This is a genomic window from Radicibacter daui (assembly GCA_030657355.1).
Taxonomy (GTDB): domain Bacteria; phylum Pseudomonadota; class Alphaproteobacteria; order Radicibacterales; family Radicibacteraceae; genus Radicibacter; species Radicibacter daui.
Genome location: CP131056.1, coordinates 4,214,445 through 4,239,029 on the forward strand (window position 1 = coordinate 4,214,445; position 24,585 = coordinate 4,239,029).

General features: G+C 63.8%; 19 protein-coding genes. 11 read left to right on the forward strand and 8 right to left on the reverse strand.

Translation table 11 applies throughout. From position 1 onward, the window contains the following. Nucleotides 1-10: 10 nt before the first annotated feature. On the reverse strand, nucleotides 11-1,183 hold the full coding sequence (locus QTL98_RS19690; protein WP_445680157.1) for an ABC transporter substrate-binding protein: 1,173 nt from the start codon (nucleotides 1,181-1,183) through the stop codon (nucleotides 11-13). Nucleotides 1,184-1,352: 169 nt separating this feature from the next. Then, on the reverse strand, nucleotides 1,353-2,288 hold the full coding sequence (locus tag QTL98_RS19695) for a LysR family transcriptional regulator (RefSeq protein WP_445680158.1): 936 nt from the start codon (nucleotides 2,286-2,288) through the stop codon (nucleotides 1,353-1,355). Between the two features lie 325 nt (nucleotides 2,289-2,613). Between QTL98_RS19695 and QTL98_RS19700 the strand changes: the two genes are divergently transcribed. From QTL98_RS19700 to QTL98_RS19710, 3 genes are all read left to right on the forward strand, one after another. After that, nucleotides 2,614-4,641 (forward strand): methyl-accepting chemotaxis protein, encoded by a 2,028-nt coding sequence (locus tag QTL98_RS19700; protein WP_445680159.1) that lies wholly within the window; start codon nucleotides 2,614-2,616, stop codon nucleotides 4,639-4,641. 262 nt (nucleotides 4,642-4,903) lie between these two features. After that, nucleotides 4,904-6,979, forward strand: coding sequence for a methyl-accepting chemotaxis protein (locus tag QTL98_RS19705; RefSeq protein ID WP_445680160.1), 2,076 nt, complete (start codon nucleotides 4,904-4,906; stop codon nucleotides 6,977-6,979). Between the two features lie 156 nt (nucleotides 6,980-7,135). After that, nucleotides 7,136-8,953 carry an adenylate/guanylate cyclase domain-containing protein gene (locus QTL98_RS19710; RefSeq protein WP_445680161.1) on the forward strand — a complete coding sequence of 606 codons (1,818 nt, stop codon included), beginning with the start codon at nucleotides 7,136-7,138 and terminating at the stop codon, nucleotides 8,951-8,953. 26 nt (nucleotides 8,954-8,979) lie between these two features. On the opposite strand, the gene QTL98_RS19715 is transcribed toward QTL98_RS19710, so the two are convergent. The 4 genes from QTL98_RS19715 to QTL98_RS19730 all read right to left on the reverse strand — a co-directional run bounded on the left by QTL98_RS19715 (nucleotide 8,980) and on the right by QTL98_RS19730 (nucleotide 13,323). Continuing rightward, nucleotides 8,980-9,870 (reverse strand): lysophospholipid acyltransferase family protein, encoded by an 891-nt coding sequence (locus tag QTL98_RS19715; protein ID WP_445680162.1) that lies wholly within the window; start codon nucleotides 9,868-9,870, stop codon nucleotides 8,980-8,982. A 20-nt stretch (nucleotides 9,871-9,890) separates the two neighbouring features. Then, nucleotides 9,891-10,712, reverse strand: coding sequence for a GNAT family N-acetyltransferase (locus tag QTL98_RS19720; protein ID WP_445680163.1), 822 nt, complete (start codon nucleotides 10,710-10,712; stop codon nucleotides 9,891-9,893). A gap of 404 nt (nucleotides 10,713-11,116) precedes the next feature. After that, on the reverse strand, nucleotides 11,117-12,175 hold the full coding sequence (locus QTL98_RS19725; RefSeq protein WP_445680164.1) for a M48 family metallopeptidase: 1,059 nt from the start codon (nucleotides 12,173-12,175) through the stop codon (nucleotides 11,117-11,119). A gap of 5 nt (nucleotides 12,176-12,180) precedes the next feature. Next, entirely contained in the window at nucleotides 12,181-13,323 is a 1,143-nt protein-coding gene (locus tag QTL98_RS19730) for a DUF898 family protein (protein WP_445680165.1), read from the reverse strand. 203 nt (nucleotides 13,324-13,526) lie between these two features. Between QTL98_RS19730 and QTL98_RS19735 the strand changes: the two genes are divergently transcribed. From QTL98_RS19735 to QTL98_RS19770, 8 genes are all read left to right on the forward strand, one after another. Further along, nucleotides 13,527-15,035, forward strand: a complete 1,509-nt coding sequence (locus tag QTL98_RS19735; protein ID WP_445680166.1) for a sigma-54 interaction domain-containing protein — start codon at nucleotides 13,527-13,529, stop codon at nucleotides 15,033-15,035. 179 nt (nucleotides 15,036-15,214) lie between these two features. Beyond that, the gene (locus QTL98_RS19740) at nucleotides 15,215-16,000 is read left to right on the forward strand and encodes a 3-hydroxybutyrate dehydrogenase (protein WP_445680167.1); all 786 of its coding nucleotides are present in this window, start codon (nucleotides 15,215-15,217) and stop codon (nucleotides 15,998-16,000) included. Then, nucleotides 15,997-16,761, forward strand: coding sequence for an ABC transporter ATP-binding protein (locus QTL98_RS19745; RefSeq protein ID WP_445680168.1), 765 nt, complete (start codon nucleotides 15,997-15,999; stop codon nucleotides 16,759-16,761). Before QTL98_RS19740 ends, QTL98_RS19745 begins: the two co-directional genes overlap by 4 nt. After that, nucleotides 16,754-17,494 (forward strand): ABC transporter ATP-binding protein, encoded by a 741-nt coding sequence (locus QTL98_RS19750; protein ID WP_445680169.1) that lies wholly within the window; start codon nucleotides 16,754-16,756, stop codon nucleotides 17,492-17,494. The genes QTL98_RS19745 and QTL98_RS19750 overlap by 8 nt, the downstream gene beginning before the upstream one ends. A gap of 83 nt (nucleotides 17,495-17,577) precedes the next feature. Continuing rightward, complete coding sequence (locus QTL98_RS19755) at nucleotides 17,578-18,771, forward strand: ABC transporter substrate-binding protein (RefSeq protein ID WP_445680170.1); 1,194 nt, start codon at nucleotides 17,578-17,580, stop codon at nucleotides 18,769-18,771. 86 nt (nucleotides 18,772-18,857) lie between these two features. Continuing rightward, nucleotides 18,858-19,745: a branched-chain amino acid ABC transporter permease gene (locus QTL98_RS19760; RefSeq protein WP_445680171.1), complete on the forward strand. Its 888-nt coding sequence runs from the start codon at nucleotides 18,858-18,860 to the stop codon at nucleotides 19,743-19,745. A gap of 53 nt (nucleotides 19,746-19,798) precedes the next feature. Next, nucleotides 19,799-20,758, forward strand: a complete 960-nt coding sequence (locus tag QTL98_RS19765; RefSeq protein WP_445682195.1) for a branched-chain amino acid ABC transporter permease — start codon at nucleotides 19,799-19,801, stop codon at nucleotides 20,756-20,758. Between the two features lie 27 nt (nucleotides 20,759-20,785). Next, nucleotides 20,786-22,747, forward strand: a complete 1,962-nt coding sequence (locus tag QTL98_RS19770; protein ID WP_445680172.1) for an acetoacetate--CoA ligase — start codon at nucleotides 20,786-20,788, stop codon at nucleotides 22,745-22,747. A 71-nt stretch (nucleotides 22,748-22,818) separates the two neighbouring features. On the opposite strand, the gene argB is transcribed toward QTL98_RS19770, so the two are convergent. Further along, a complete protein-coding gene (gene argB / locus QTL98_RS19775; RefSeq protein WP_445680173.1) occupies nucleotides 22,819-23,778 on the reverse strand; it encodes an acetylglutamate kinase in 960 nt (319 codons plus the stop codon). Nucleotides 23,779-23,931: 153 nt separating this feature from the next. Then, a complete protein-coding gene (yihA, locus tag QTL98_RS19780) occupies nucleotides 23,932-24,579 on the reverse strand; it encodes a ribosome biogenesis GTP-binding protein YihA/YsxC (RefSeq protein WP_445680174.1) in 648 nt (215 codons plus the stop codon). Between the last annotated feature and the right edge of the window lie 6 nt (nucleotides 24,580-24,585).

The following is a 24,585-nucleotide window of genomic DNA, read 5'->3' on the forward strand; positions in this document are numbered from 1 at the left end:
GGCGCTGGCGTCAGCGCCCGCCGAGGATGGCGATGTAATCGCTCACCCAGCGGCTATATCCGACGCAGGTGCCCTGGCTTGCGCAGGAGGCAACCGGTGTGCGCCAGAAATGGATGCGGTCGAAATCGCCGGCACCATTGGTGGCGCAGCCCTCGTCGCCCAGCAGTTCGTTGCCCTTGCAGGCCGCCGGCACCGCCGGCACGGAGCCGAACCAGGCGGCAAGGTCACCCTGCAGCTTGGGCTCAAGCGAATGCTCCATCCACAGATAGGCGCAATTCGGATGCGGCGCGCTCACATGCATCATCGTGGTATCGGCCCAGCCCGTTGCCCCTTCGGAGGGGATGGTGCTGGCAACCGGCTTGCTTTCGCTCTTCAGCAGGTTGACCTGGAACGGCCAGGAGGAAGAGGCCACGACGCCTTCATTGGTGAAGTCATCCACCTGCACCATGGCGTCGTGCCAGTAGCGCTGGAGAATGTCGTGCTGGCCGCGCAGCAGGTCGAGCGCGGCAGCATATTGCTGCTCGTTCAGCTCATAGGGGTCCTTGATGCCGAGCTCGGGATTATGCGCCATCAGATAGAGCGCGGCGTCGGCAATGTAGATCGGGCCGTCAAAGGCCTGCACCCGTCCCTTGTTGGGCTTGCCATCGGGCAAATCCATCGCCTTGAACACCACATCCCAGCTCGTGGGCGCGGTCTTGAAGATGTCGGTATTGTACATGAGGACGTTGGAGCCCCACTGGTAGGGCACGCCGTAATGAACGCCATCCACCGTGTGCCAGGGCGCATTCTTGAGGCGCTCGTCCACCGTGGACCAGGACGGGATGAGAGCCGTGTTGATCGGCTGGACACGCTTGCCGGCGATGATGCGCAATGAAGCATCGCCCGACGCCGTCACCAGATCGAAACCGCCCTGGTTCATCAGCGTGACCATCTCATCGGAGGTGCCGGCGGTTTTCACCTGCACCTTGCAGCCGGTTTCCTTTTCAAAACCGGTGACCCAGTCATAGGCCGCATCGGTTTCGCCGCGCTCGATATAGCCGGCCCAGGCCACGATATCGACTTCGCCCTCACCGGGTCCGATCGAGGTCATCATGCCGGCGGCATGGGCGGCGGTAGTGGAAGATAGAGCCAGCGCAAGGCCAGCGAGCGCGGCGGTTGCCGCGATCCGGGTAGTCGTCCGCATGAATCTCTCCCTGTTATGAGATTTCCGGTCGGAACCATATGAAGGAAGGACACGCGCGGGGATCAGCCGTGCCGGGTCATTGCCTGGCGCTTGTTTTCAAGCCGTAACCTTGCGGGCCGCTTCTGATCCTAGAATGAAGGGCTTCTGCCATCATTCGCCAGACGGAAATTCAGAATGAAGATATCGGTTTTTCCGATACCTTTCCGCGCTCGCCCCGCTGCGGCTTGCCGATCTCGACAAAATCCTGGGCGATAGCGGAGAGCTTCGCCCCCTTGCGCCACACGATCCCCACCTTGACGCGCGGTAGCGGCTCCGAGGCCGGGCGCGCGTCGATACGATCACCTTCCAGCGACCAGGGGCGGTAGACGAGGGTGGGCAGGATGGTAATGCCGGCGCCCGTCGCCACCAGGCTGCGGACCGCCTCCACCGAGCGGGTGCGAAAGGCCGTACGGGGGCGAAAGCCGTGTTCGGTCCAGAAGGCCCGCGTCGTCTCCTCGATCTCGTCGAGATAGAGCACGATGTGCGGCTCGCGCGCCGCCTCCGCCAGCGCCACTTCCGGCAGGCGGGCAAGGCGGTGGCCGTGCGGCAGCCACACCTGATAGGCCTCCTCGCCGATCAGCTCGACCTGAAGCGCCGAGTCCACCTCGCCATCCGGCACCACCATCACGGCAACATCGAGCTCGCCGTTGATGAGCAGGTGCTGCAAATAGTCCCGGCTGTCTTCTACTGCCGAAACAGTAACGAGGGGGTTGGCGCGGCGATAGCGCGCCAGCAGGTCGGAGAAGACATACCCCGCGACCAGCGAGGTGACGCCGACATGAAGCTCCCCGCTTTGCGAGGGGCCTTCCTCCGCCAGCGCCTGCCTTGCGTCCGCCACGGTCTCCAGAATGCGGTTGGCGTGGCGCAGGAAGAGGCGCCCCTTGTGGCTGAGGCTCATGCCCCGGCCATGCCGCTCCACCAGCGCAAAGCCAAGATCCGCCTCCAGTTCCTTTACGGCCTCGGTCACGGTGGACTGGGAGATGGAAAGCGCCTGCGCCGCCCCGGAAATGGAGCCGGCATCGGCAACGGCGATGAAGTACTGGAGCTGTCTGAGTTTGAATGCCATGAGGCGGCAAAATAGCAGTTTGCGTCGGGCTTGGAAGCGTCGCGACAACCAATACGCTAAAAGATGTAATTATCAGCCGACGAAGTATTTACCGCAAATTTTATTAGAAAATGCGTAAATCTCTAAAATCGATCTGCATAGCAAACGGTAAATAAATGCATAACAATTTGTTCCTGTTATAAACTATGTCCGGCACGCACTTGCCTGGCACCCGCTGACCGGAAGTCCCCGGATCACTGGATGCCCTTTGCTCTCCATCATGAAAGCAGTGATCCAGATGTTCCGCTCTTCCGTTCTCCGCCTCCTTGTAACGTTACAGGGGGTCATGCTCGCCGGCCTTATCGTTGCAGTCGGCTTCATTGCGCTTTCCTCGTGGAACCGCATGCTGCTCGCCTCCGACACGCTGACCGCCGCCAAGGCAGACCAGGCCCTTTTCCAGCTGGCCGTGGGGCTGCGCAATCATTCCGGCCCGATGCAGACTCATGCGATTTCGGATGACGATCCGCATAGCTTCATCGATCCCGAGATGGAGAAGGTGAAGACGGAGTACGAAACCGCCCTCAAGATCATGGCCGGTACCAAGGCCATGCCCGCGCGGGAAAAAATGGTCGAGGTAACCCAGGCCAAATGGGCCGACATGCAGTCCAAGCAGAAGCTGCTCGACGACCAGCTGGCCCTGCCCAAGGCCCAGCGCAGCGCGGCCGCCTTTGCCCCGTGGCAGAACGCCCTGCGCGCCATTTCCAGCCAGATCAGCGACAGCACCGTCGGTCTCAGCAACACGCTGCGCATGATGGACCCCTACGCCGCCGAGTTCGTGCAGATCCGCCGCCTCGCCTGGCAGGTGCGTGATCGCTTCGGCGCCCAGTGCTCGACGCTGCGTCCCTACATTGCCGCCAGCAAGCCGCTGGGAGAGGGCGCCGCCGAATGGAACGGTCAGGTCGCCGTCTACAAGGCCGCGCTTGCCAGCATGGATGAGTTCCTGAAGCGCGACGGCGTCGATCCGGAAATCGCGTCAGGCTTCCAGGCCGCCCGTACGGCTACGGCCGACGCACAGAAGCAGATGGATGCCTGGGTTGCCGGCTTCGACAACAGCGGCAAGCCGGCAGTCGAGGCCACCCAGTTCACCGCCGTCTGCAACAGCCCCTTCGACAGCATCGTCAACATTGCCTACATGGCGCTCGACAAGGCCATCGCAGTTGCAGCGAATGCCCGCCACAAGGCGCTGGTCATCGCCATCAGCAGCTCGGTTGCCCTCGTCGCCGCCATCGCCCTCGGCATCGTCATGCTGGTATCGCTGCGTCGCCGCTTCTCGATCCCGATCTCGAAGCTGATGCAGGCTGTCTCCCTCCTCTCCAAGCATCAGTACGACACGCCGCTGGAGCAGGCAGCCAATCCGGACGAACTCGGCCATCTGAGCGAAGCGCTGGAAGCAATGCGTGTCAGCGCTCTCGACGCCCAGCGCCTGTCGCGCGAATCGGCCGACCGCCAGGCCCGTGAAGCCGAGCGGGGCCGCCGCCTGCAGGAGATGTGCGGCAAGTTCGAAAGCTCGGTTCGCAGTGTGCTCGGCGCTTTCGGCGCCACCACGGAAGGCCTGCGGGGCACCGCTTCGCAGATGGGCTCGCTCGCCAGCGGCTCCAGCGCCCAGGCCGATGCCGCCTCGCGCAGCGCAGATCGTGTCGGCAGCAACGTGCAGACGGTTGCCGCGGCAACGGAGGAGCTTTCTGCCTCCATTGGCGAGATCAGCCGCCGTGTTACCACCAGCGCCACCGGCGCGAAGAATGCAGTGGACGAGGTTGAGCGCACCACCCGCACCTTCGACGGCCTTGTCGCCTCGGCCCAGAAGATCGGCGATGTGGTGGAGCTTATCCGTGGCATTGCCGAGCAGACCAACCTGCTGGCGCTGAACGCCACCATCGAGGCCGCCCGTGCCGGCGAAGCCGGCAAGGGCTTTGCCGTGGTGGCGCAGGAGGTCAAGAACCTCGCCGGCCACACTGCCCGCGCCACGCAGGAAATCTCCGATCAGGTCTCGGAGATCCAGTCCAGCACCAGCTCGGCCCTCAGTGCCATCCAGACCGTCTCCCGCTCGATCACCAAGATCAGTGAGGACAGCTCGGCCATCGCCGCGGCGGTGGAAGAGCAGGGTGCGGCGACCGGCGAAATCTCCAACGGTATCCAGCAGACCGCCCAGGGCACCAGCGAAGTGACGACCGCCATCGCTTCCGTCGCCGATGCCAGCCGCCAGACCGGCGAGGCGGCAACCGCCGTCAACAGCGCGGTCGAGGAGATGGTGCGCGAGCAGCAGAACCTGGAGCAGGCCGTCGGCGGTTTCCTGGCCGATATCCAGGCGGCCTGACCCGCCCTTCCCGTCAGTTAAAAAAGCGCGGCCTGAGCTTCAGGCCGCGCTTTTTCTTTGGCCGACAGGGTTCCGCGACTTACTGCAAATTTTATTACCCAGCCCGGAAACCTATAACCTTGGTTGCGGCAATTAACTCGCACAATCGCCCAAAGATTGGGCCTTCCCATTGAAATAACTGGATATTCACCGCCGGTAGCTGCTGGCCGACAAGCCGGGCCGTCGGATGCTCCGCCTCTCCGGCAGAAAGCGCAAATCCCCGATGTTTCACTCTTCCGTGCTTCGCCTGCTTGCGACCTTGCAGGGCATCATGCTCGCCGGTCTCATCATCGCCGTCGGCTTCATCGCAGCCTCCTCCTGGGACAGCATGCTGCGCGCCTCCGATACGCTGGAAGCCGCCAACGCCGACCGTGCGCTGTTCGAGCTGGCAGTCAATCTGCGCGCCCATTCCGGCCCGATGCTGACCCATGTGATTTCGGATGACGATCCCAAGGCCTTCACCGATCCCGAAATGGCGAAGATGACGGGGGAGTATCAGACGGCTCTCAAGATCATGGCCGAGACCGACGCCATGCCCGAGAACAAGAAGATGGCCGCCGCGACCAAGGGCAAATGGGATGAAATGCTGGCCAGCCAGACGCTGCTCGATCAGCAGATGGCCCTGCCCCGCGGTGAGCGCCGTCCGGCGGCCATTGCGCCCTGGCAGGATGCACTGCGCGCCGTCTCAACCCAGATCAGCGAAAGCACCATCGGTCTCAGCAACGCCCTGCGCATGATGAATCCATCGGCCGCCGAGTTCGTGCAGGTCCGCCGCCTGGCCTGGCAGGTCCGCGACCGGCTGGGGGCCCAGTGCTCGGCCCTGCGACCCTTCATCGCCACCAGCAGGCCGATGGGCGATGCCGCGGCGGCCTGGACAGGTATCGTCGCCGTATACAAGGCCGCCTTCGTCAATCTGGACGAGTTTTTACAGCGCCCCGGCGTCGATCCCGAACTGCTCGCCACCGCCAGGGCCGCCCGCACGGCCACTTTCGATGCCCAGAAGCAGATGGATGCGTGGGTTGCCGGCTTCGACAACAGCGGCAAACCGGCCGCCGATACTGCCACCTTCACCGCTGTGTGCAACGGCCCCTTCGACAGTGTTGTCGCGGTGGCCTACATGGCGCTCGACAAGGCGATCGATGTGGCGGCGCACGCCCGCAACAAGGCACTGACCATTGCCCTCATCAGCTCCGCCGCCCTGGTGGTTACCCTCGGCCTTGGCCTTGTCGCGATGCTGGCGCTACGCCGGCGCTTCTCCCGGCCGATCTCCAGCCTCATGCAGGCCGTCGCCCGACTGTCAAAGCAGCAATACGACCAGCCGCTCGACAAGGCGACCAACCCCGATGAGCTGGGCCAGTTGAACAAGGCGCTTGAGAGCATGCGTGTCAGTGCTCTTGAAGCCCGGCGCCTGTCGCGCGAATCGGCCGACCGCCAGGCCCGTGAAGCCGAGCGGGGCCGACGCCTGCAGGAGATGTGCGGCAAGTTCGAAAGCTCGGTTCGCAGTGTGCTCGGCGCTTTCGGCGCCACCACGGAAGGCCTGCGGGGCACCGCTTCGCAGATGGGCTCGCTCGCCAGCGGCTCCAGCACCCAGGCCGAGGCGGCGACCCGCAGCGCGGCCCGTGTCGGCAACAATGTGCAGACGGTTGCCGCGGCAACGGAGGAGCTTTCCACCTCTATCGGCGAGATCAGCAGTCGCGTCGCAACAAGCGCTACTGGCGCGAAGAATGCGGTGGACGAGGTTGAGCGCACCACCCGCACCTTCGACGGTCTGGTTACCTCCGCCCAGAAGATCGGCGACGTGGTGGAGCTCATCCGCGGCATTGCCGAGCAGACCAACCTGCTGGCGCTGAATGCCACCATCGAGGCCGCCCGTGCCGGTGAGGCCGGCAAGGGCTTTGCCGTGGTGGCGCAGGAGGTCAAGAACCTTGCCGGCCACACTGCCCGCGCCACGCAGGAAATCTCCGATCAGGTCTCGGAGATCCAGTCCAGCACCAACTCCGCCCTCAGCGCCATCCAGACCGTCTCCCGCTCGATCGCCAAGATCAGCGAGGACAGCTCGGCCATTGCCGCGGCGGTGGAAGAGCAGGGTGCGGCGACTGGCGAAATCTCCAATGGCATCCAGCAGACCGCCCAGGGTGCCAGCGAAGTGACGACCGCCATCAGCTCGGTCGCCGATGCCAGCCGCCAGACCGGCGAGGCGGCAACCGCCGTCAACAGCGCGGTCGAGGAGATGGTGCGCGAGCAGCAGAACCTGGAGCAGGCCGTCGGCGGTTTTCTTGCTGACATTCAGGCCGCCTGATCCGCCCGGAATTCACCGGTTAAAAAGCACGCTCCGGCTTCCGGAGCGTGCTTTTTGTTCTGCGCTTGATAAAAAGCTCGCCCAGCGTGCAGGCGCGTAATCATAATGGGGCAAGATTGATTTGTTGCCGCGCCCGAAAGCCCGCCTGCCCCGCCGATGGCCAAAAAAACCAGTTTCGAACTTTATGTGCTCGACGGGCGCCAGTGGCGCTTCGAGAAAGCTGCCGATGGCAGCGGCCGGGCTCAGCTGACAGAGCTTGCGCGCTCGCTTGACGGCGGCGGCAAGACCGTTGTGCTGCTCAAGGAAGTGCTCGACGCCAGTGGCGTGAGCCAGGAATCCGTTGTCTTCAAGAGCAAGGCGGCAACCGGACAGCTCCCGGGCTTTGGCCAGCGCAGTGGCGCGGCCGTCAGTTCCCCCCGCCCCGGCCCCGCCGAACGCGGCTTCACCCCGCCACTCTCGCCCGCTGCGCAGGCAGAAGCCGAAGCGCAGATGGAAGCAGCGCAGGAGGCCGCCCAGGCCGAACGCCGTTCCGCCAAGGCAGCGGAAGTGGAAGAGGGGCTGGTGCGCGTTGCCCTGATGGGTGTGCTTGCCGCCGTCATTGCGCTTGCCATTGCCGCCCCGGTGGGCGCCGGCGTCTATTTCGCCCTCGGCTGGTCAGCCTCGCACCTGCACTATCTGCCACCGGGTGGCCCTACCCCCTGGGTCTATGGCACCTTCATCGTCGTAGCGCTCGCCGTCTTCATCCGCGTGGCACGGCGGCTGACGGAGCGTAATGTCAAGCTCACCACCGCCGCTGAAGCCGTTCCCGCCACAGCGATGCCAACGGAGCAGACCCCGCCGGAAAAACCACGCTCCCGCCGCCGCAAGAAGGCCGAACCGGTACCCGAGGCCTTCGACGCCGACCTGCTGGCCGAGCTTAGCGCGCCGACGCGCGAGCGGGTGCCCGAGATGGCGGCCGAAGCACCGCCCCCTGCCACGGCAAGAAGCCGCCCCATGCCGGCGCCAATGGCCTCCGCACAAGTCGAGCCGACAGCGCCGCCGGTGCCGGCCCAGGCTGCCCCGCCAGCACTGAGCCCGGCGGCGCTGCGCGCCGAACATGACCTCATCCAGTTCATCGGCACCTCACTGCGCCAGGCCCGCAATCAGGTCCGCAAGATCGACCGCATGACGCGCTTTGGCCTCATGCTTTATTTCGGCGCCGGCGGCGCGGCGGCCTGCGAACATCACGATGCCCGGCCGACAGAGCGGGCTGACATCCTTGGCCGACATCTCGCCAAGTTCGGCTTCAGCCCGGAAAAGGCCCAGCACTTTGCCGGCAACATGGAAGAGTACATGCGCGACGAGCGCAATGCGGAGATGGGCAGGGCGGGCACGGATGCCATGAATGCCTATCTCGCCGGCAGCACTGCCGCCGCCGCCGCCGCCATCCTGCCGGCGCTCTCCTTCTGGGGAGAGCCGGCCACCAAACGCCAGGCGAGCGCACCGGTCACCATCCTTTTCACCGATATCGTCGGCTCGACGGAACTGACGCAGCGGCTTGGCGACCAGTCGGCCCAGTCACTCATCCATCTGCACAACGCCATCGCGCGCGGCGCCCTGCAGCTCTATGCCGGCAATGAGGTTAAACACACCGGCGACGGGTTGATGGCCACGTTCGACAAACCGGAAACCGCCGTGCGCGCCGCGCTTGCCATGCAGGCGCAGTTTGCCGGTGAGCGCCAGCGGTCGACCGGAGCCACCTTGCATGTGCGTATCGGCATCCATACCGGTATCGCCATCCGCGAGGAGAACGACCTTTTCGGCAGCCCGGTTCAGCTGACCCGCCGCCTCGTCGATGCCGCCCCGGCAGACGGCATCATGGTTTCCGCCGCCGTGAGGCGGGAAGCGAGCGGTATGGACGCCCGTTTCGCCCCGGCCGGCACCAAGCAGCTCAAGGGCTTCGTCGAGCCGGTCGAGACCTTTACCGTTTCGTGAGACCTGTCGGGGCTTGTTGCCCGACCTTATTGCAGGGTCGCCCGGCTGCGTTCCAGCCCGCCCCGAACCATCGCCTCGCAATCGGCGGCAAGGCGCTTGCGCCCGCCTTCATAGCCATTGGCCTCGAGCGAGGGGTGGAAGATGATCCGCACCGTCGCGCCCGGCAGGCGGAAGGCCCGCAGCAGATGCGGAAAGAAATCCATGTCCGCATACCAGCCATAGAGCCCGGTCAACTGCTCCACGATCGGCCGGCCATCGGCAAGGCGCTCATAGACGACGCTGACGGGCTGCACCAGAAGACTGCCGTCGCGCCCTACCGCTTCGGCAAGGGCAAACAGGCTGGATTTGAAGGGCAGCACGCCGGTACCGTCGCTGGAAGTTCCCTCAGGGAAAACCACCAGCCGTTCGCCAGCCTTGATGTGGCTGCCAAGCAGCTCGGTCTGCTCCCGTGCCGCCGCCGGCCGCCGGTCGATGAAGACGGTACGGGCAATCCTGGCCATCCAGCCGAAGACGGGCCAGCCTTCCACTTCCGATTTCGCAACGAAGACCAGCGGTGTCACCGTCTCCATCGCCAGAATATCGAAATAGGAAATATGGTTGGAGACGATGAGCGTCGGCCGCCTTGCCTCCGGCACCCCTTCGGTCACCACGTGCACGCCGAGCAGCCACAGCACGATGCGGCAATAACGCTGGGTCCACAGATCGATGCCGCGCTTGCGTCGCTTTTCGGCAAGGAGCCCGCAGACGATCAGCACCGGTGACATCAGGAGAAAGAAGGCAAGACGCGGCACACCGCGCCACAGGCTGCCATTGGGCAGCCCGCTTTGTTCAGCCGGCGAGGCCTCCCTGCTGCCCGCAACTGGGGCAGGATCGGAAAGCGTGCTTTGCTGCGGGTTGCTATCGGTAGAGATGGTCAAGGTCCGGGAGGCTTCGGGGCTCAGGACACCAGGGCCGGCTCACCGGCAACCTGGGCGTTGAAGCGGGGAGCCTCGCCGCGATAGTGACGATAATATTTGTCGGTCACCTGCATGGTCTCCACCAGGATGCAGACATCCGTGGTGTTGAACTGCGGGTCGATGACGGCACCGTCACCCACATATCCGCTGAGGCGCAGATATCCCTTGAGAAGCGGCGGCAGTTGGCGCAGCGCGAGCGCCTCGTCCACCTTCTCGGCCGGCAGCAAAGCCATGTCCACATAGCGCTCCTTGAGGGCGCGCGGACGCCAGCTGGCCGGAGCCATGTGACGATGGTGAAGGTAGGAGAGCCCCTGCATCATCTGCATCGGGTCAGTGCCGGCGAAGCTGGCGCAACCGAACATCAGCTCCACCTGATGGCAGGCGACATATTCGGCAATGCCGCGCCACAAAAGCTGCATCACGAAGCGGGTGCGGTAATCGATATCCACGCAGGAGCGGCCGAGCTCCATGATCTCGCCGGGGAAGCTGGAGAGCGCCCGAAGGTCATACTCATCGGCACTGTAGAAGCCGAAGTTTCGCTGGGCTACCGAGCGACGCAGGAAGCGGTAGGTGCCAACCACGCACGGGGCGCCGTGGCTGCTGCGGTCACGGTCAACCACCAGCAGGTGGTCGCACACCGGGTCGAACTTGTCGAAATCGCGCTCAAGCGAGCGGGTTTCCGCGCTCGCATTGGCCTGCATCTCTTCGTAGAAAACCTTGTAACGCAGGGCCTGCGCGGCATCGAGGTCCGCACGGGTTTCGGCCAGACGCACTTCCAGCGAGTTTACGACAATCGGCTGCACGATGGCTTACCTCCGGCAAATGGTCACCCGGCACCGGGAAGTCCGGCTATCTAACCAGCTGATCCTCAGGCCACCGCAAGGCAACCTTTGGATGATCCGGCAAGATCTGCGGCATTTGTTACAGCGAATCAAACGAAAATCGGATGACATGTTTATGGCAATTTGATTTCAGATCGCACCTGCGCATAGTTAATGCGCATGTGGTGCGCCGCGTATCGTCTGCAAATCAATTCTTTATCTAATATTTTCGACACTTGTCTTTTTTGACAGCCGGCCACGCCGACATAAAGTGGATATATCGTCGCTCCAGTTCGCGCATACTCTGGAGAGCCTGATAAACGGGTCTCACGGACTCGCAAAAGCATGGCCGCGCATACAAGAACCACGCACCCGGGTCCCGGATCTCAGGATTTACAAAGCGCTCTGAGCAATTGCCAGCTCACGTTCCCTATTCCGGGCGGATAGCTGGTCTCGCCATCCCGTTTCGTGGCCTGCAACCGCTCTTCGAGATCGGGATGTGTAGACAGGAAAGCAAGGCCGGGCGGCAGCGACATCCGGGATGCAGCGGCAAGATGGGCTAAGGCAGGATTGAGAGCCCCGGGATCGTAACCGGCTCTCTCAAGCCGCTCCAGCGCCCCGGCATCGGCCTCTCGCTCATGCTGGCGGGAGTAGTTAAGCGCGCCGAGCTGTGCGGCGAAGCTGCCGGCATTGCCGAAAACCGCGGAAAGAAGGGCCCCGTCGCCCGAGGCCTGGATCATGCTGGTGAGGCCGTGCCGCTTTTCGACATGCGTTACTTCATGCGCCAGCACCGCCACCAGCTCCGGCGCGCTGCCCAGCGCCGCAATCAGACCGGTCGTCAGCACGATATGCCCGCCCGGCAGGGCAAAGGCGTTGGCTATGGGCGAGTCATAGACATCAATCTGGTAATGATAGCGGGTACCAAGCACCAGCCGGTTCACCACCGCCGTCAGATTGGCCGTGAGGCGCCCCTCCATCGGGCAGGCCCGCCCGTGGCCACCGATGCCCAGCACGATGACGAGTTGCGGCAGCAGCTGTTCGCCCAGCGCGGCCTCGGTATCTACAGGAACCGTTCTGCGGATGAGAGCGGGCAGCGCGGAGTGCACAAGTGCCAGCAGGCCGGCCAGTGCCAGCGCGCTTGCAACCCCAAGCCGGATCAGCCGGCGGCTGTCCGCGAAGCTGGCCCGGGCAAAAAGACGACGGGTACGGCCCGCCCTGGGCGGACGCCGGTCGAACAGGGCGTAGGCGGCATCGTCATGATGCTCCAGCACATGACCGGAGCCGGCGATGGTGCGCCACCGGCACTCCGTGCGGGGCCACAGCAACGGCTCCGCCTCCTGCCCCTCCAGCTCCAGCCTCCAGCAGATACCGTCCTCCGCCAAGCGAACCGCCCGTCCCTGGGCGGTTCGCCCATCGAAATAACGGCCGGTGAGCAGCTGTTCCATCAGGCTCAGAACGCCCCGACATCAAGCGCCGACGCAACACCTTCGCCCACATAGCCGGTCGAGAACTGGCTCTGGCCGATGGAGGAAAGATCCAGCATTCCTTCAAGGGTGCCCTTGCGGACAGTCTCGATGAGCACTGGAACGACCATGAACCGGAACAGGCAAAACCTGAGGAACGACAGATAAAAAACCACCGGGAGGGTAACGAGAATGACGTTTAGGATGATGTTGGCCATGCCGGTAGGAACCACTGTCGAATTCAGCCCTAGCAGGACCCCGATCATCGCGATCACAAGCACGCCGCTGAATATCGCGACCAAGGCAAAAAAGAAGGCGGCCTTGAACAGCATCCACTTGCTGAAGGCGGACGGAAACCGCATGTCGCCCAGCCGGATTTCATCGAGCAGGTACCGAAGCCGGACGCCGCTGTAATAGAACAGCGACAGCCCCAGGCTGGGGATGGCCAGCAGCAGGCAAGCAAGCCAAGGGCCGATCAGGGCCTTGCCTTGGCCCTGGAAGGTGAAACGCTCGTCACCGAACCAAGTATCGTTCCACACAAAGCGCTGATAGGCCATGTCCAGGTAAGGGGCAGCAATCCCAAGGCTCAGCACAGACAGGAAGCCATAGGTCACGACCAGGAAGCCGCTCTGGACCCGGCTGCCACGCTGGGAAAACCGGATCCCGCGCCAGCGGGTGCGCGATGCCAGATACCGGCGATGGGACAGCAGCGCAAAACCATAGAGCCAGCCCAGCACGAGAGCGGCTACGACCGAGCGAATAGTCTGGACCAGGGAATCGGAAATGAAGACGGCTACATACTGGTTGAGCGCCGCCAGCGGAACCAGGATCACCATGGCGACCATAAAGCCGATCAGCAGCTCCATGGGCCGCCCGGTATATTCGAACGCATCGCCATCCAGTTCGACTGATGACCAGATCAGGCTTCGCAGCCGCGTCTTCTGCCAGAACTGATAAAAACCCAGTGTCGGGAAAAGCAGGAACGAGCCCCAGAAGGCCGTCCGGTAGATCTGGCCCGAGTGGTCGCGGGTCAGCACACGCTTGAGCGGACCGTCTACCCGGGGCCCTTCCGGCTGCACGGCGAGGACACTACCGGGATGAATCGGTGACAGATGGTCGTTATCGCTCATCGTGCCCTCCTCGGCATATTGACTATCTTTCATTGTTTAAAATGAAGCCAAATCAACTCAATAGAATTAATTTTACTTAAATTGCCTCGGTGCGGATTGTCCCTATCGCGCCGCCGGCAGGCACTGGCAAGCAGGCACCCGCTCGCCCCGGACAGCGGTTTACACTATAAAAACCCTAAACTTGCGCCGTCGGCAGGGAGAGCATGCGCCAGCCAGACCGGAAACAGACCGCCGCCGACGGGCACGCTACGGGAGAGGCCAACAGCCTCAACAGCCACGCCACCATCGATCAGGCGATCGATGCGTTTGCCTTGCTACGCGACTATTTTCAGGGCGCCATCATCGTCGATGCGGCCACCCGCATTACCTGGATCGACAAGCGCTACCGCGAGCTCTTGAAGCTGGCGGAGGATTTCGACCCCATCGGCCTGCCCGTTGAAGAGGTGATCCCGCACTCGCTGATGCGCCGGGTAGTGGAAAGCGGCAAACCGATCCTCATCGATGTGATGAAGTTCGATGACCGGCAGTTCGTCGTCTGCCGCATTCCGCTGAAGGATGGCGACGGCCGGGTCGATGGCGCCATCGGCTTCGTCTTTTACGACAGCGTCGATTATCTCCAGCCCATCCTCGACAAGTTCGAGAATTTGCAGCGCCAGCTCTCCCGCGCGCAGGCCGCCCTGACACGGGAACGGCAGACTAAATACTCTCTCTCCAGCTTCATCGGCACCAGCACGGTGGTAAAGGAGCTGAAGGCGCAGGTGCGCCGCTTTGCCCTGCGTGACGGCGCGGCCCTCATCCAGGGGGAGACCGGCACCGGCAAGGAGCTGCTGGCCCACGCCATCCATCAGCAATCCGACCGTGCCGACGGACCGTTTGTTGCCGTCAACATGGCAGCGGTGCCCGAGGCGCTGCTGGAGGCCGAATTCTTCGGCGTTGCCCCCGGCGCCTATACCGGCGCCGACCGCAAGGCCCGCAAGGGCAAGTTCGAACTGGCCCATGGCGGCACGCTCTTTCTCGACGAGATCGGCGACATGCCGCTCGGCATCCAGGCCAAGCTGCTGCGCGCCCTGCAGGAAGGCGAGATCGAGGCGCTCGGCTCCAACGCCGTGCGGGCGGTCAATGTGCGCATCATTGCCGCCACGGCGCAGAATCTCGAGGAACTGATCGCTGCCGGCCGTTTCCGGGCAGACCTTTATTATCGCATCGCCGTGCTGACGGTCTTCATCCCGCCGCTGCGCGAACGGCCGGAAGATCTGCCGCTCATCTGCGAAACCCTGCTGGAAGAAACCCCGCACCCGGGCGATCAGGGCGACTGGGTCCTGACCCCGGAGGCCATTGACCTGCTCTCCATCTATGGCTGGCCCGGCAATGTGCGTGAACTGCGCAACGTGCTGGAGCGGGCCTCTGCCATGGCGCCGGACGAACGGCTCGACGCCGCCCTCATCCGTCGCGCCTTGCCACCGGGAGCGCTGGATGGCCGGCCCCCGCGCCCGGCAGCGCCACTCCCCCTTCCAGCCTCATCCGCGGCCCGCCCGGCATCAGCAGCCCCCGCCGGCATCAACCTTGCCAGCGCCCGGGCCGAAGCCGAGCGTCAGGCCATTCTCGATGCCCTGGCCGCCAGCGCCGGCCAGAAGGCCGCCGCGGCCCGGCGTCTTGGTGTCTCCCGCTCGCAGTTCTACGAAAAACTGAAGCGTCACCATATCGACGTGTAATGTACAATTTTCCGGACATATGTATTAATTTCAGGACATACCCGGACACTTTCTCACCGGACAAATAGCCGTAACCGCCGGTTTTCCGCGCCTTCAGGCGCTGGCACGGTTCTTGAGACGAAATGTCCCAAAACGAACGGGGCGACCAACGTGTCCCCCGCGTCTCGGGAGGAAATGAATTGCACAGCGCACCCCGCGCCGCGCTCGTCACAGGCTCGACGAGCGGCATCGGCCTTGCCATAGCAAAAAAGCTCGCTTCGATTGGCTACAAGGTCGCCGTCAACAGCTTTGAGCCGGAGAAGGATGCGGTCGCGGCCCTCAGCGAAATCACCGCCGGCAGCTCGGCTGAGGTGCGTTATTTCCAGGCCGATCTTTCCGATCCCGACAGCGCCTTCAACCTCGTCGGCGCAGTGAACGAGGCCTTCGGGCACCTTGATGTGCTGGTCAACAATGCCGGCGTGCAGAAGGTCGCCCCCATCGAGAATTTCCCACCAGCGGACTGGGACCGCATCATCGCGATCAGCCTCGACAGCGCTTTCCATACCATCCGCCACGCCGTGCCGGGCATGGCGGAACGAGGTTGGGGCCGCATTATCAACATTGCCTCCGCCCATGGCCTGCGCGCTTCGCCCTTCAAGTCCGCCTATGTGGCGACCAAGCACGGCGTCGTCGGCCTGACCAAGACCGTGGCGCTGGAAACCGCGGAAAAGGGCATTACCGTCAACGCCATCTGCCCCGGTTATGTATGGACGCCGCTGGTCGCCAAACAGGTGGCGGATCAGGCCAAGGTGCATGGCCTTTCCGAAGAGCAGGTGGTCCGCGACGTAATGCTGGCTCCGCAGCCTACGCGCCAGTTCGTCCAGCCGGAAGAAATCGCCGAACTGGTGGCTTATCTGTGCGGAGACCTTGCCCGATCCATCACCGGCTCCACCATTTCCATTGATGGCGGGTGGACAGCGAAATGACGGCGACAAGCGAAACCATTCTGGAGGCACGGGGCCTCACCAAGAGCTTCGGCGGGTTTTCCGCCGTCAACGACGTGGATTTGCAGATCCGCCGCGGCCATATCCACGCGCTGATCGGCCCCAACGGTGCCGGCAAGACCACCTGCTTCAACCTCCTGACCAAATTCATGCCGCCGACCGCCGGCAGCATCCATTTCAACGGCCGCGACATCACCCGGGTGGCACCGGCCGACGTCACCCGCCTCGGCCTCGTGCGCTCGTTCCAGATTTCCGCCGTCTTCCCGCGAATGACGGCGCTGGAGAATGTGCGCATCGCCCTGCAGCGCCGCCATCGCGGCGACAGCTTCGACTTCTGGCGCCCCGAGCGCGTTCTGCGCGCCCATGATGACGAGGCCCTGTCGCGCCTTGAGGAAGTCGGCCTTGCCGATTTTGCCGGGGAGACGGCGGGCGAGCTTTCCTATGGCCGCAAGCGCGCGCTGGAAATCGCCACCACGCTCGCGCTGGAGCCGGAGATGCTGCTGCTGGATGAGCCGATGGCCGGCCTTGCGCAGGAAGACGTCTCGCGCATCTCGGCCCTCATCCGCCGCATCTCGGCCGGTCGCACCGTGCTGATGGTGGAGCACAACCTCTCTGTCGTCTCCGAGCTTTCGGACCGTATTACCGTGCTGGCACGCGGACAGATCCTGGCGGAAGGCACCTACGACATCGTCTCCAAGGACCCGCGCGTGGTCGAAGCCTATATCGGGGTGGGGCATGGCTGAAGTAATCGAACTGAAGCGTCCCGCCGAAACGGCGGCCCCCAGCCTTGCCGTGCGTGATCTCCATGGCTGGTACGATGAAAGCCATGTGCTGCACGGCATGAACTTCGACGTCCGCCCCGGCGAGGTGGTCACGCTGCTCGGCCGCAACGGCGCCGGCAAGACCACCACGCTCAAGGCCGTCATGGGGCTGCTGGCCAAACGCACCGGCTCGGTGATGTTCGAAGGGCAGGAACTGGTCGGCCTGCCGGCCCGCGCGATCGCCCGCGCGGGCATTGCCTTTTGCCCGGAAGAGCGGGGCATCTTTTCCAGCCTGTCGGTGGACGAGAATCTGATGCTGCCGCCGGTACTGAAGCCGGGCGGCCTCAGCCGGGAAGCCATCCTCGACATGTTCCCGAACCTGCGCGAGCGGATCCATAGCGTCGGCACCCGCCTTTCCGGCGGCGAGCAGCAGATGCTCGCCATTGGCCGCATCCTGCGCACCGGATCGAAATTCCTGCTGCTCGACGAGCCGACCGAGGGGCTTGCCCCGGTCATCGTGCAGCAGATCGGCCGCACGCTGATTCAGCTGAAACAGCAGGGTTTCACCATCGTGCTGGTCGAACAGAATTTCCACTTCGCGGCCTCGGTCACCGACCGGCACTACGTGGTGGAACAGGGCCGGGTGATCGACGAAATCCCCAATGAGGAGTTGAACGCCAATCTAGCCAAGCTGCACGCCTATCTGGGGGTGTAGCCACGGGCCAGCCCGCCCCGGCCGGACAGGAGACATGGCCGGGACCAACCATAAAAACGACCCATCATAAACGGGAGGAAACAATGAAACTGACGAATACCCTGCTGCTCTCCGCAGCCGTTGCCGCCATCTCGGTGCCGGCATTCGCCACCGATGTGAAGATCGGCGTGCTGAACGACCGCTCCGGCGTCTATGCCGACCTTTCCGGTGAAGGTTCCGTGATCGCCGCCCAGATGGCGGTTGATGATTTCGGCGCCGCCGCCAAGGGCATCAATGTCACCATCGTCTCGGCTGACCACCAGAACAAGCCGGACATCGCCTCCAACATCGCCCGCCAGTGGTACGACCAGGACGGCGTCGACATGATCGCCGACGTGCCGACCTCCTCGGCCGCGCTCGCCGTAGCGCAGGTGACCAAGGAAAAGAACAAGGTCTTCATCGATTCAGGCGCCGGTTCGACCGACCTCACCGGCAAGTCCTGCTCGCCCAATACCATCCACTGGACCTACGACACCTATTCGCTTGGCAAGGGCACGGCCACGGCCCTTATCAACGAAGGCAAGAAGTCCTGGTTCTTCATCACTGCCGACTATGCCTTCGGCCAGGCGCTGGAGCGTGACACCAGCGAGATCGTGAAGGCCGAGGGCGGCACCGTGGTGGGCGGCGTGCGCCATCCGTTCCCGGGCACCGACTTCTCCTCCTATCTCCTGCAGGCGCAAGGCTCCGGCGCCCAGGTCATCGCCATGGCCAATGCCGGCGGCGATACCGTCAACACCATCAAGCAGGCGGCCGAGTTCGGCATCACCCAGAGCGGCCAGAGCCTCGCCAGCCTGCTGATGTTCGTGACCGACGTGCATGCCCTCGGCTTGCAGACGGCCAAGGGCCTGATGCTGACCGAAGCCTTCTACTGGGACCAGAATGACGGCACCCGTGCCTGGTCCAAGCGCTTTGCCGCCAAGCATGATGGCAAGATGCCGACCATGGTTCATGCCGGTGTCTATGCCGGCGTGCTCGACTATCTGAAGGGCGTTGAAGCCACCAAGGGCAAGGACCCGAAGGCCGTCATCGACTGGATGAAGGGCAATCCGACCGACGATCCGCTGTTCGGCAAGGGCTCCATCCGCAAGGACGGCCGCGTGCTGCACGACATGTACCTGTTCCAGGTCAAGTCGCCCGAAGAATCGAAGGGTCCGTGGGATTATTACAAGACCGTCGCCACCATCCCGGCGGATCAGGCCTTCAAGCCGATGAGCAAGGACTGCTCGCTGGTCCAGTAAGACCCGGCCCTGACACTGGCGGCATGCGGCAGGCTCCGGCACTTCCGCATGCCGTCCCCTTCTCTTTCTAGTTCCGGTCTATCGCCATGGTGCAAATTCTCGGCATTCCGGTGCAGGTGCTGTTCGGCCAGCTGCTGCTCGGCCTTATCAACGGCTCCTTTTACGCCCTGCTCTCGCTCGGCCTTGCCGTCATCTTCGGCATGCTGAACGTCATTAATTTTGCCCATGGCGCGCTCTACATGATGGGTGCCTTCGTTGCCTGGCTGCTGCTGACGCATCTCGGTATCGGTTACTGGTGGGCGCTTCTCATCGTGCCCCTTGTGGTCGGCGCCTTCGGCATCGTCATCGAGCGGCTGATGATCTCGCGGCTCTACCATCTCGACCATCTCTACGGCCTGTTGCTGACCTTCGGCCTCGCCCTCGTCATCCAGGGCCTGTTCCGCAACGAGTTTGGCGTCTCCGGCCTGCCCTACACCATTCCGGCCTCCCTGCAGGGCGGGCGCAATCTCGGCTTCATGTTCCTGCCCAACTATCGCGCCTGGGTCATCGTGGCTTCGGTCCTCGTCTGCGCCGCTACCTGGTTTGCCATCGAGAAAACGCGCCTTGGCGCCTATCTGCGCGCCGCGACCGAAAACCCGGCCCTTGTCGGTGCCTTCGGCATCAATGTGCCGCGCATGATCACCCTCACCTACGGGTTCGGCGTGGCACTCGCCGCACTGGCCGGTGTGCTGGCGGCCCCGATATACTCCGTGAATCCCAACATGGGCTCCGACCTCATCATCGTCGTGTTCGCCGTGGTGGTGATCGGCGGCATGGGCTCGATCCTCGGCGCCATCGTGACGGGCTTCGGCCTCGGTATCGTCGAGGGCCTGACCAAGGCCATCTATCCGGAAGCTTCCTCCGTCGTCATCTTCGTCATCATGGCCATCGTGCTTCTGGTGAAGCCGGCCGGCCTCTTCGGGAGGACGGCATGAGCTCCGATCCCGTCCGGCGTCCCGCCAGCAGCCAAGACAAGGCGCAGCCTGCCATGACCCATTCCACCGTCTCCCCCGTCCTGGCCAATCCGCAGCGCCATCACACGGCAATCTTCCTGCTGCTGCTTGCCCTGCTCGCGGTCGCCCCGTTCGCGATCTATCCTGTCTTCCTGATGAATGTGCTTTGTTTTGCGCTGTTCGCCGCCGCGCTCAACCTGCTGCTGGGATATGGCGGATTGCTCTCCTTCGGCCACGCCGCCTTCTTCGGCTCGGCCAGCTATATCTCCGCCCACGCCGCCAAGGTGTGGGGGCTGACCCCGGAACTGGCGATCCTGCTCGGCACGGCCGCCGCGGCATTTCTCGGGCTCATCATCGGCGCGCTCGCCATCCGCCGGCAGGGCATCTATTTCGCCATGGTCACGCTGGCCTTTGCACAGATGGTCTATTTCATCGCCTTGCAGGCACCCTTCACCGGTGGCGAGGATGGCATCCAGGCCGTACCGCGTGGCCATCTGCTGGGCTTCATCGACCTCAGCTCCGACCTCACGCTTTATTTCACCGTGCTCGCCATCACCTTTGCCGGGCTGCTGCTTATTCACCGCATCATCCACTCGCCCTTCGGCCAGGTGCTGAAGGCAATCCGCGATAATGAGGCCCGCGCCATTTCGGTGGGCTACCGGGTGACGCGCTACAAGCTCGCCGTCTTCGTGATGTCGGCCAGCCTTGCCGGGCTTGCCGGCGCCACCAAGGCCATCGTCTTCCAGCTGGCCTCGCTCACCGACGTGCACTGGACCATGTCCGGCGAAGTGGTACTGATGACGCTGCTGGGCGGCATGGGCACCGTGTTCGGACCGCTTGCCGGCGCTGCCGTCATCGTGGCGATGCAGAACTATTTCGCCAGCTTCGGGGCCTGGGTCACCGTGCTGCAGGGTCTCATTTTCACCGTGAGCGTTCTGGTCTTTCGCGAAGGCATCGTCGGTGTCCTCGCTCGCTGGCTCAAGAAGCCACTCTGACACGCCGATCCGGGAGCCTTCCAAGAAATGCACATCACCCCACCGGAGCCGGTCGGTCCCATCGGCGAAATCCTCTGGCAACCGGGTGCAGAACGCATCGCCGCCAGCGCGATGGCCCGCTTTGCCCGCGCCGCCGATCTTCCCGGCGATGACTATGCCGCGCTCCATGCCTGGTCGGTCGCCGAACCGGAGGCCTTCCACAGCCTGCTGTGGGATTTCCTCGACCTTGTCGGCCACAAGGGTGCCCGCGCCATCGTGCGCAGTGCCTCGCTGCGTGAAGTGCGCTTTTTCCCCGATGCGCGGCTCAACTATGCCGAAAACCTGCTGAAGGAACCGGACGACCGGCCAGCCCTCATTGCGCACCGCGACGACGGAACACGGCGAGAACTGTCCCGCCGGCAGTTGCTCGATCTCGTCTCCCGCTGCGTGCAGGCACTGAAGGCTGAAGGCATTGGCCCCGGCGACCGCGTTGCCGCCATCGTCACCAACGATATCGAGTCGATTACCTTCTATCTGGCAACAGCAGCGATCGGCGCCATCTGGGCCTCCTGCTCGCCCGATTTCGGTCCCGCCGGTGCCAGTGACCGGCTGAGCCAGATCGAACCGTCGATCCTGCTGGCTGTCCCCTCCTACGGTTATGCCGGCAAGGTGGTGGAAACGACGGCCAGCATCAATGCCGTGGCGGACAGCACCGCCATCAAGCGCATCGTGCTGCTGGGCGCGGCCCCGCAAGGGGCGCAGTACAGCAAACCGGCACTGGCGCTGGAAGACTGGCTCGCCCCCTTTTCCCCCGACGCCATCGCCTGGCATCGCGGGCCCTTCGATGCCCCGCTTGCCATCCTGTTTTCATCCGGCACCACCGGCAAACCCAAATGCATCATGCATTCGGCGGGCGGCCTGCTGCTCCAGCACATGAAGGAACATGTGCTGCATTGCGACCTGAAAGCCGGCGAGCGGCTTTTCTACTACACCACCTGCGGCTGGATGATGTGGAACTGGCTCATCACCGGTCTTGCCGCCGGGGCGACGCTGGTGACCTATGACGGAAACCCGGCCTATCCGTCAGTGGCACGCCTTGCCGACCTCATCGATGGCGAGCAGATCTCCGTCTTCGGCACCTCGGCCAAATATATCGACAGCTGCCACAAGGCCGGCCTCGTGCCGCGCCAGACCCATTTGTTCGCCGGCCTCAAGGCCATCCTGTCGACCGGCTCGCCCCTGCTGCCGCAGAGCTTCGACTACATCTACCGCGACTGGAAGGCCGACCTGCAGCTCGCCTCCATCTCTGGCGGTACCGATATCTGCGCCTGCTTCCTCGGCGGGGTGCCTACCCTGCCCGTGCGCCGCGGCGAGTTGCAGGCCGCCCTGCTCGGCATGGATATCGCGAGCTTCAACAGCGAGGGTAAGCCGGTCATCGGCGAGCCGGGCGAACTGGTCTGCCGCAACGCCCACATCTCCATGCCGGTCGCCTTCTGGGGAGATCGGGACGGCAGCCGCTACAACGCCGCCTATTTCGAGCGTTTCCCCGGCATCTGGGCCCATGGTGACTTTGTCGAGGCCTGCCCTGAGGGCGGTTTCGTCATCCAGGGCCGCTCCGACACTACGCTCAACCCCGGCGGCGTGCGTATCGGCACGGCGGAGATCTACCGGCAGGTGGAATCGGTGCCTGAAGTGCTGGAGGCGGTTGCCGTGGGGCAGGACTGGCGCGGGGACCAGCGTGTCATCCTGTTCGTGAAAATGAAGCCGGGCGCCGCGCTGGACGAAGCGCTGGAAAAGCTCATCCGCGAACGCATCCGCACCGGCGCAACGCCACGGCATGTGCCGGCCCGCATCATCCCGGTGGCGGAAATTCCGCGCACCCGCTCAGGCAAGATTTCGGAAGTGGCGGTACGCGATGCCATCCATGGCCGCACCATCGCCAATGATACGGCACTCGCCAATCCGGAGTGCCTTGCCGCCTATCGCAACCTGCCGCAACTGGCGAGCTGATCCGTTTCGGGGGGCGGAGAACCTGGGGGAAGGCCTGTCAGCGGCCTTCCCCCGGGGCTCTTCAAACGAACTCAGTAATCGTCTTCATCATCCTCGGCATGCGGATCGGTGGCTTCGCCGATCAGCGTGCCGACACCATGCTCGGTGAAAATCTCGAGCAGCAGGCCGTGCGGCACGCGCCCGTCCATGATGACGGCAGCATCTACGCCCTGCTCGACGGCGTTAAGGCAGGTTTCCACCTTCGGGATCATGCCGCCCGAAATGGTGCCGTCGGCAATGAGGGCGCGAACCTGTTCCGGCTTCAGTTCCGGCTGCAGGCGCTTTTCCTTGTCGAGCACACCCGCAACATCGGTCAGCAGATAGAGGCGCGAGGCCTTGAGGGCAGCAGCTACCGCACCTGCTGCCGTGTCGGCATTGATGTTGAAGGTCTCGCCATGACGTCCGACGCCAATCGGCGCGATGACCGGAATGATGTCCGATTCCTCCAGCACATCCAGCACGTGGGTGTTGATGGCCGTCGGCTCGCCCACGAAACCCAGATCGAGGATTTTCTCGATATTGCTGTCAGGGTCGCGCTGGGAGCGGCGCAGCTTGCGCGCGCTGATGAGATTGCCGTCCTTGCCGGACAGGCCGACCGCCTTGCCACCGGCATTGTAGATGAACTGCACGATCTGCTTGTTGATGGAGCCAGCCAGGACCATCTCCACCACGTCCACCGTGGCCTTGTCGGTCACGCGCAATCCGTCGATGAATTCGGACTTCACGGCCAGCCGCTCCAGCATCTTGCCGATCTGCGGGCCGCCGCCATGGACGACCACCGGGTTGATACCGACCTGCTTCAGCAGCACTACGTCGCGGGCAAAGCTCTCTGCCAGCGCCTCGTCCCCCATGGCATGGCCACCATATTTGATGACCATGGTGCGACCGGAATACCGGCGCATATAGGGGAGCGCTTCAGCCAGCGTGCGGGCCTTGCCCAGCACAGCATCGGTGGGACGCAGCGGGATGACGTTGTCGCTCTTGTCGGACATCGGCGGGCCCTTGAAGCCTTGAGGAAGGGTTAGGGGTCTTTACGCCCCGTTGGAAAGCCGGGCCTCGCGCGGTTTTGAAAAAAGGCCCGGCGGAACTCATAAATCCAAACCGCCCCCATCGCAAACGGCGATATGGGGGCAGCGGATCGCCGGTCAGGCCGGCGCGGCCAGCATGCCCAGTTCGCCGCGCAGATGGGCAATACCCTCGCCGGTTTCGCTCGAGGTCACCACCGGATCGGGCGAGGCCGCCGGGTGCTTGACCAGCAAGGCGCGGGTATCGGCCGCAATCTTGCTCATCGCCGCCGGCTTCATCTTGTCGGCCTTGGTCAGCACGACCTGATACTGGACGGCGGATTCGTCCAGCATCTTCATCATGTCGATATCGTTCTTCTTGCAGCCATGGCGCCCGTCCACCAGAAGGCAGACCCGGCGCAGCGGCACGCGCCCGCGCAGGAAGGTGCGCATCATCTTGGTCCAGGCCTCGACCATCCCCTTGGGGGCCTCGGCAAAGCCGTAGCCCGGCAGGTCGACAAGATGGAGCCTGCCGCCGAGATCGAAATAGTTGATCTGCTGGGTGCGGCCCGGCGTGTTGGACACACGCGCCAGTGTCTTGCGGCCGGTCAGCGCATTGACCAGCGAGGATTTGCCGACATTGGAGCGGCCGACAAAGGCCACTTCCGGCAGTTTTTCCGGCGGCAGCTGGAACAGCTCCGCCACGCCCAGCATGAAGGTGCATTCACGCGCAAAGAGGAGGCGACCTGCCTCCTCCCGCGCTGCCTTCTCGGCGGCATCCAGTTCCATCACCGG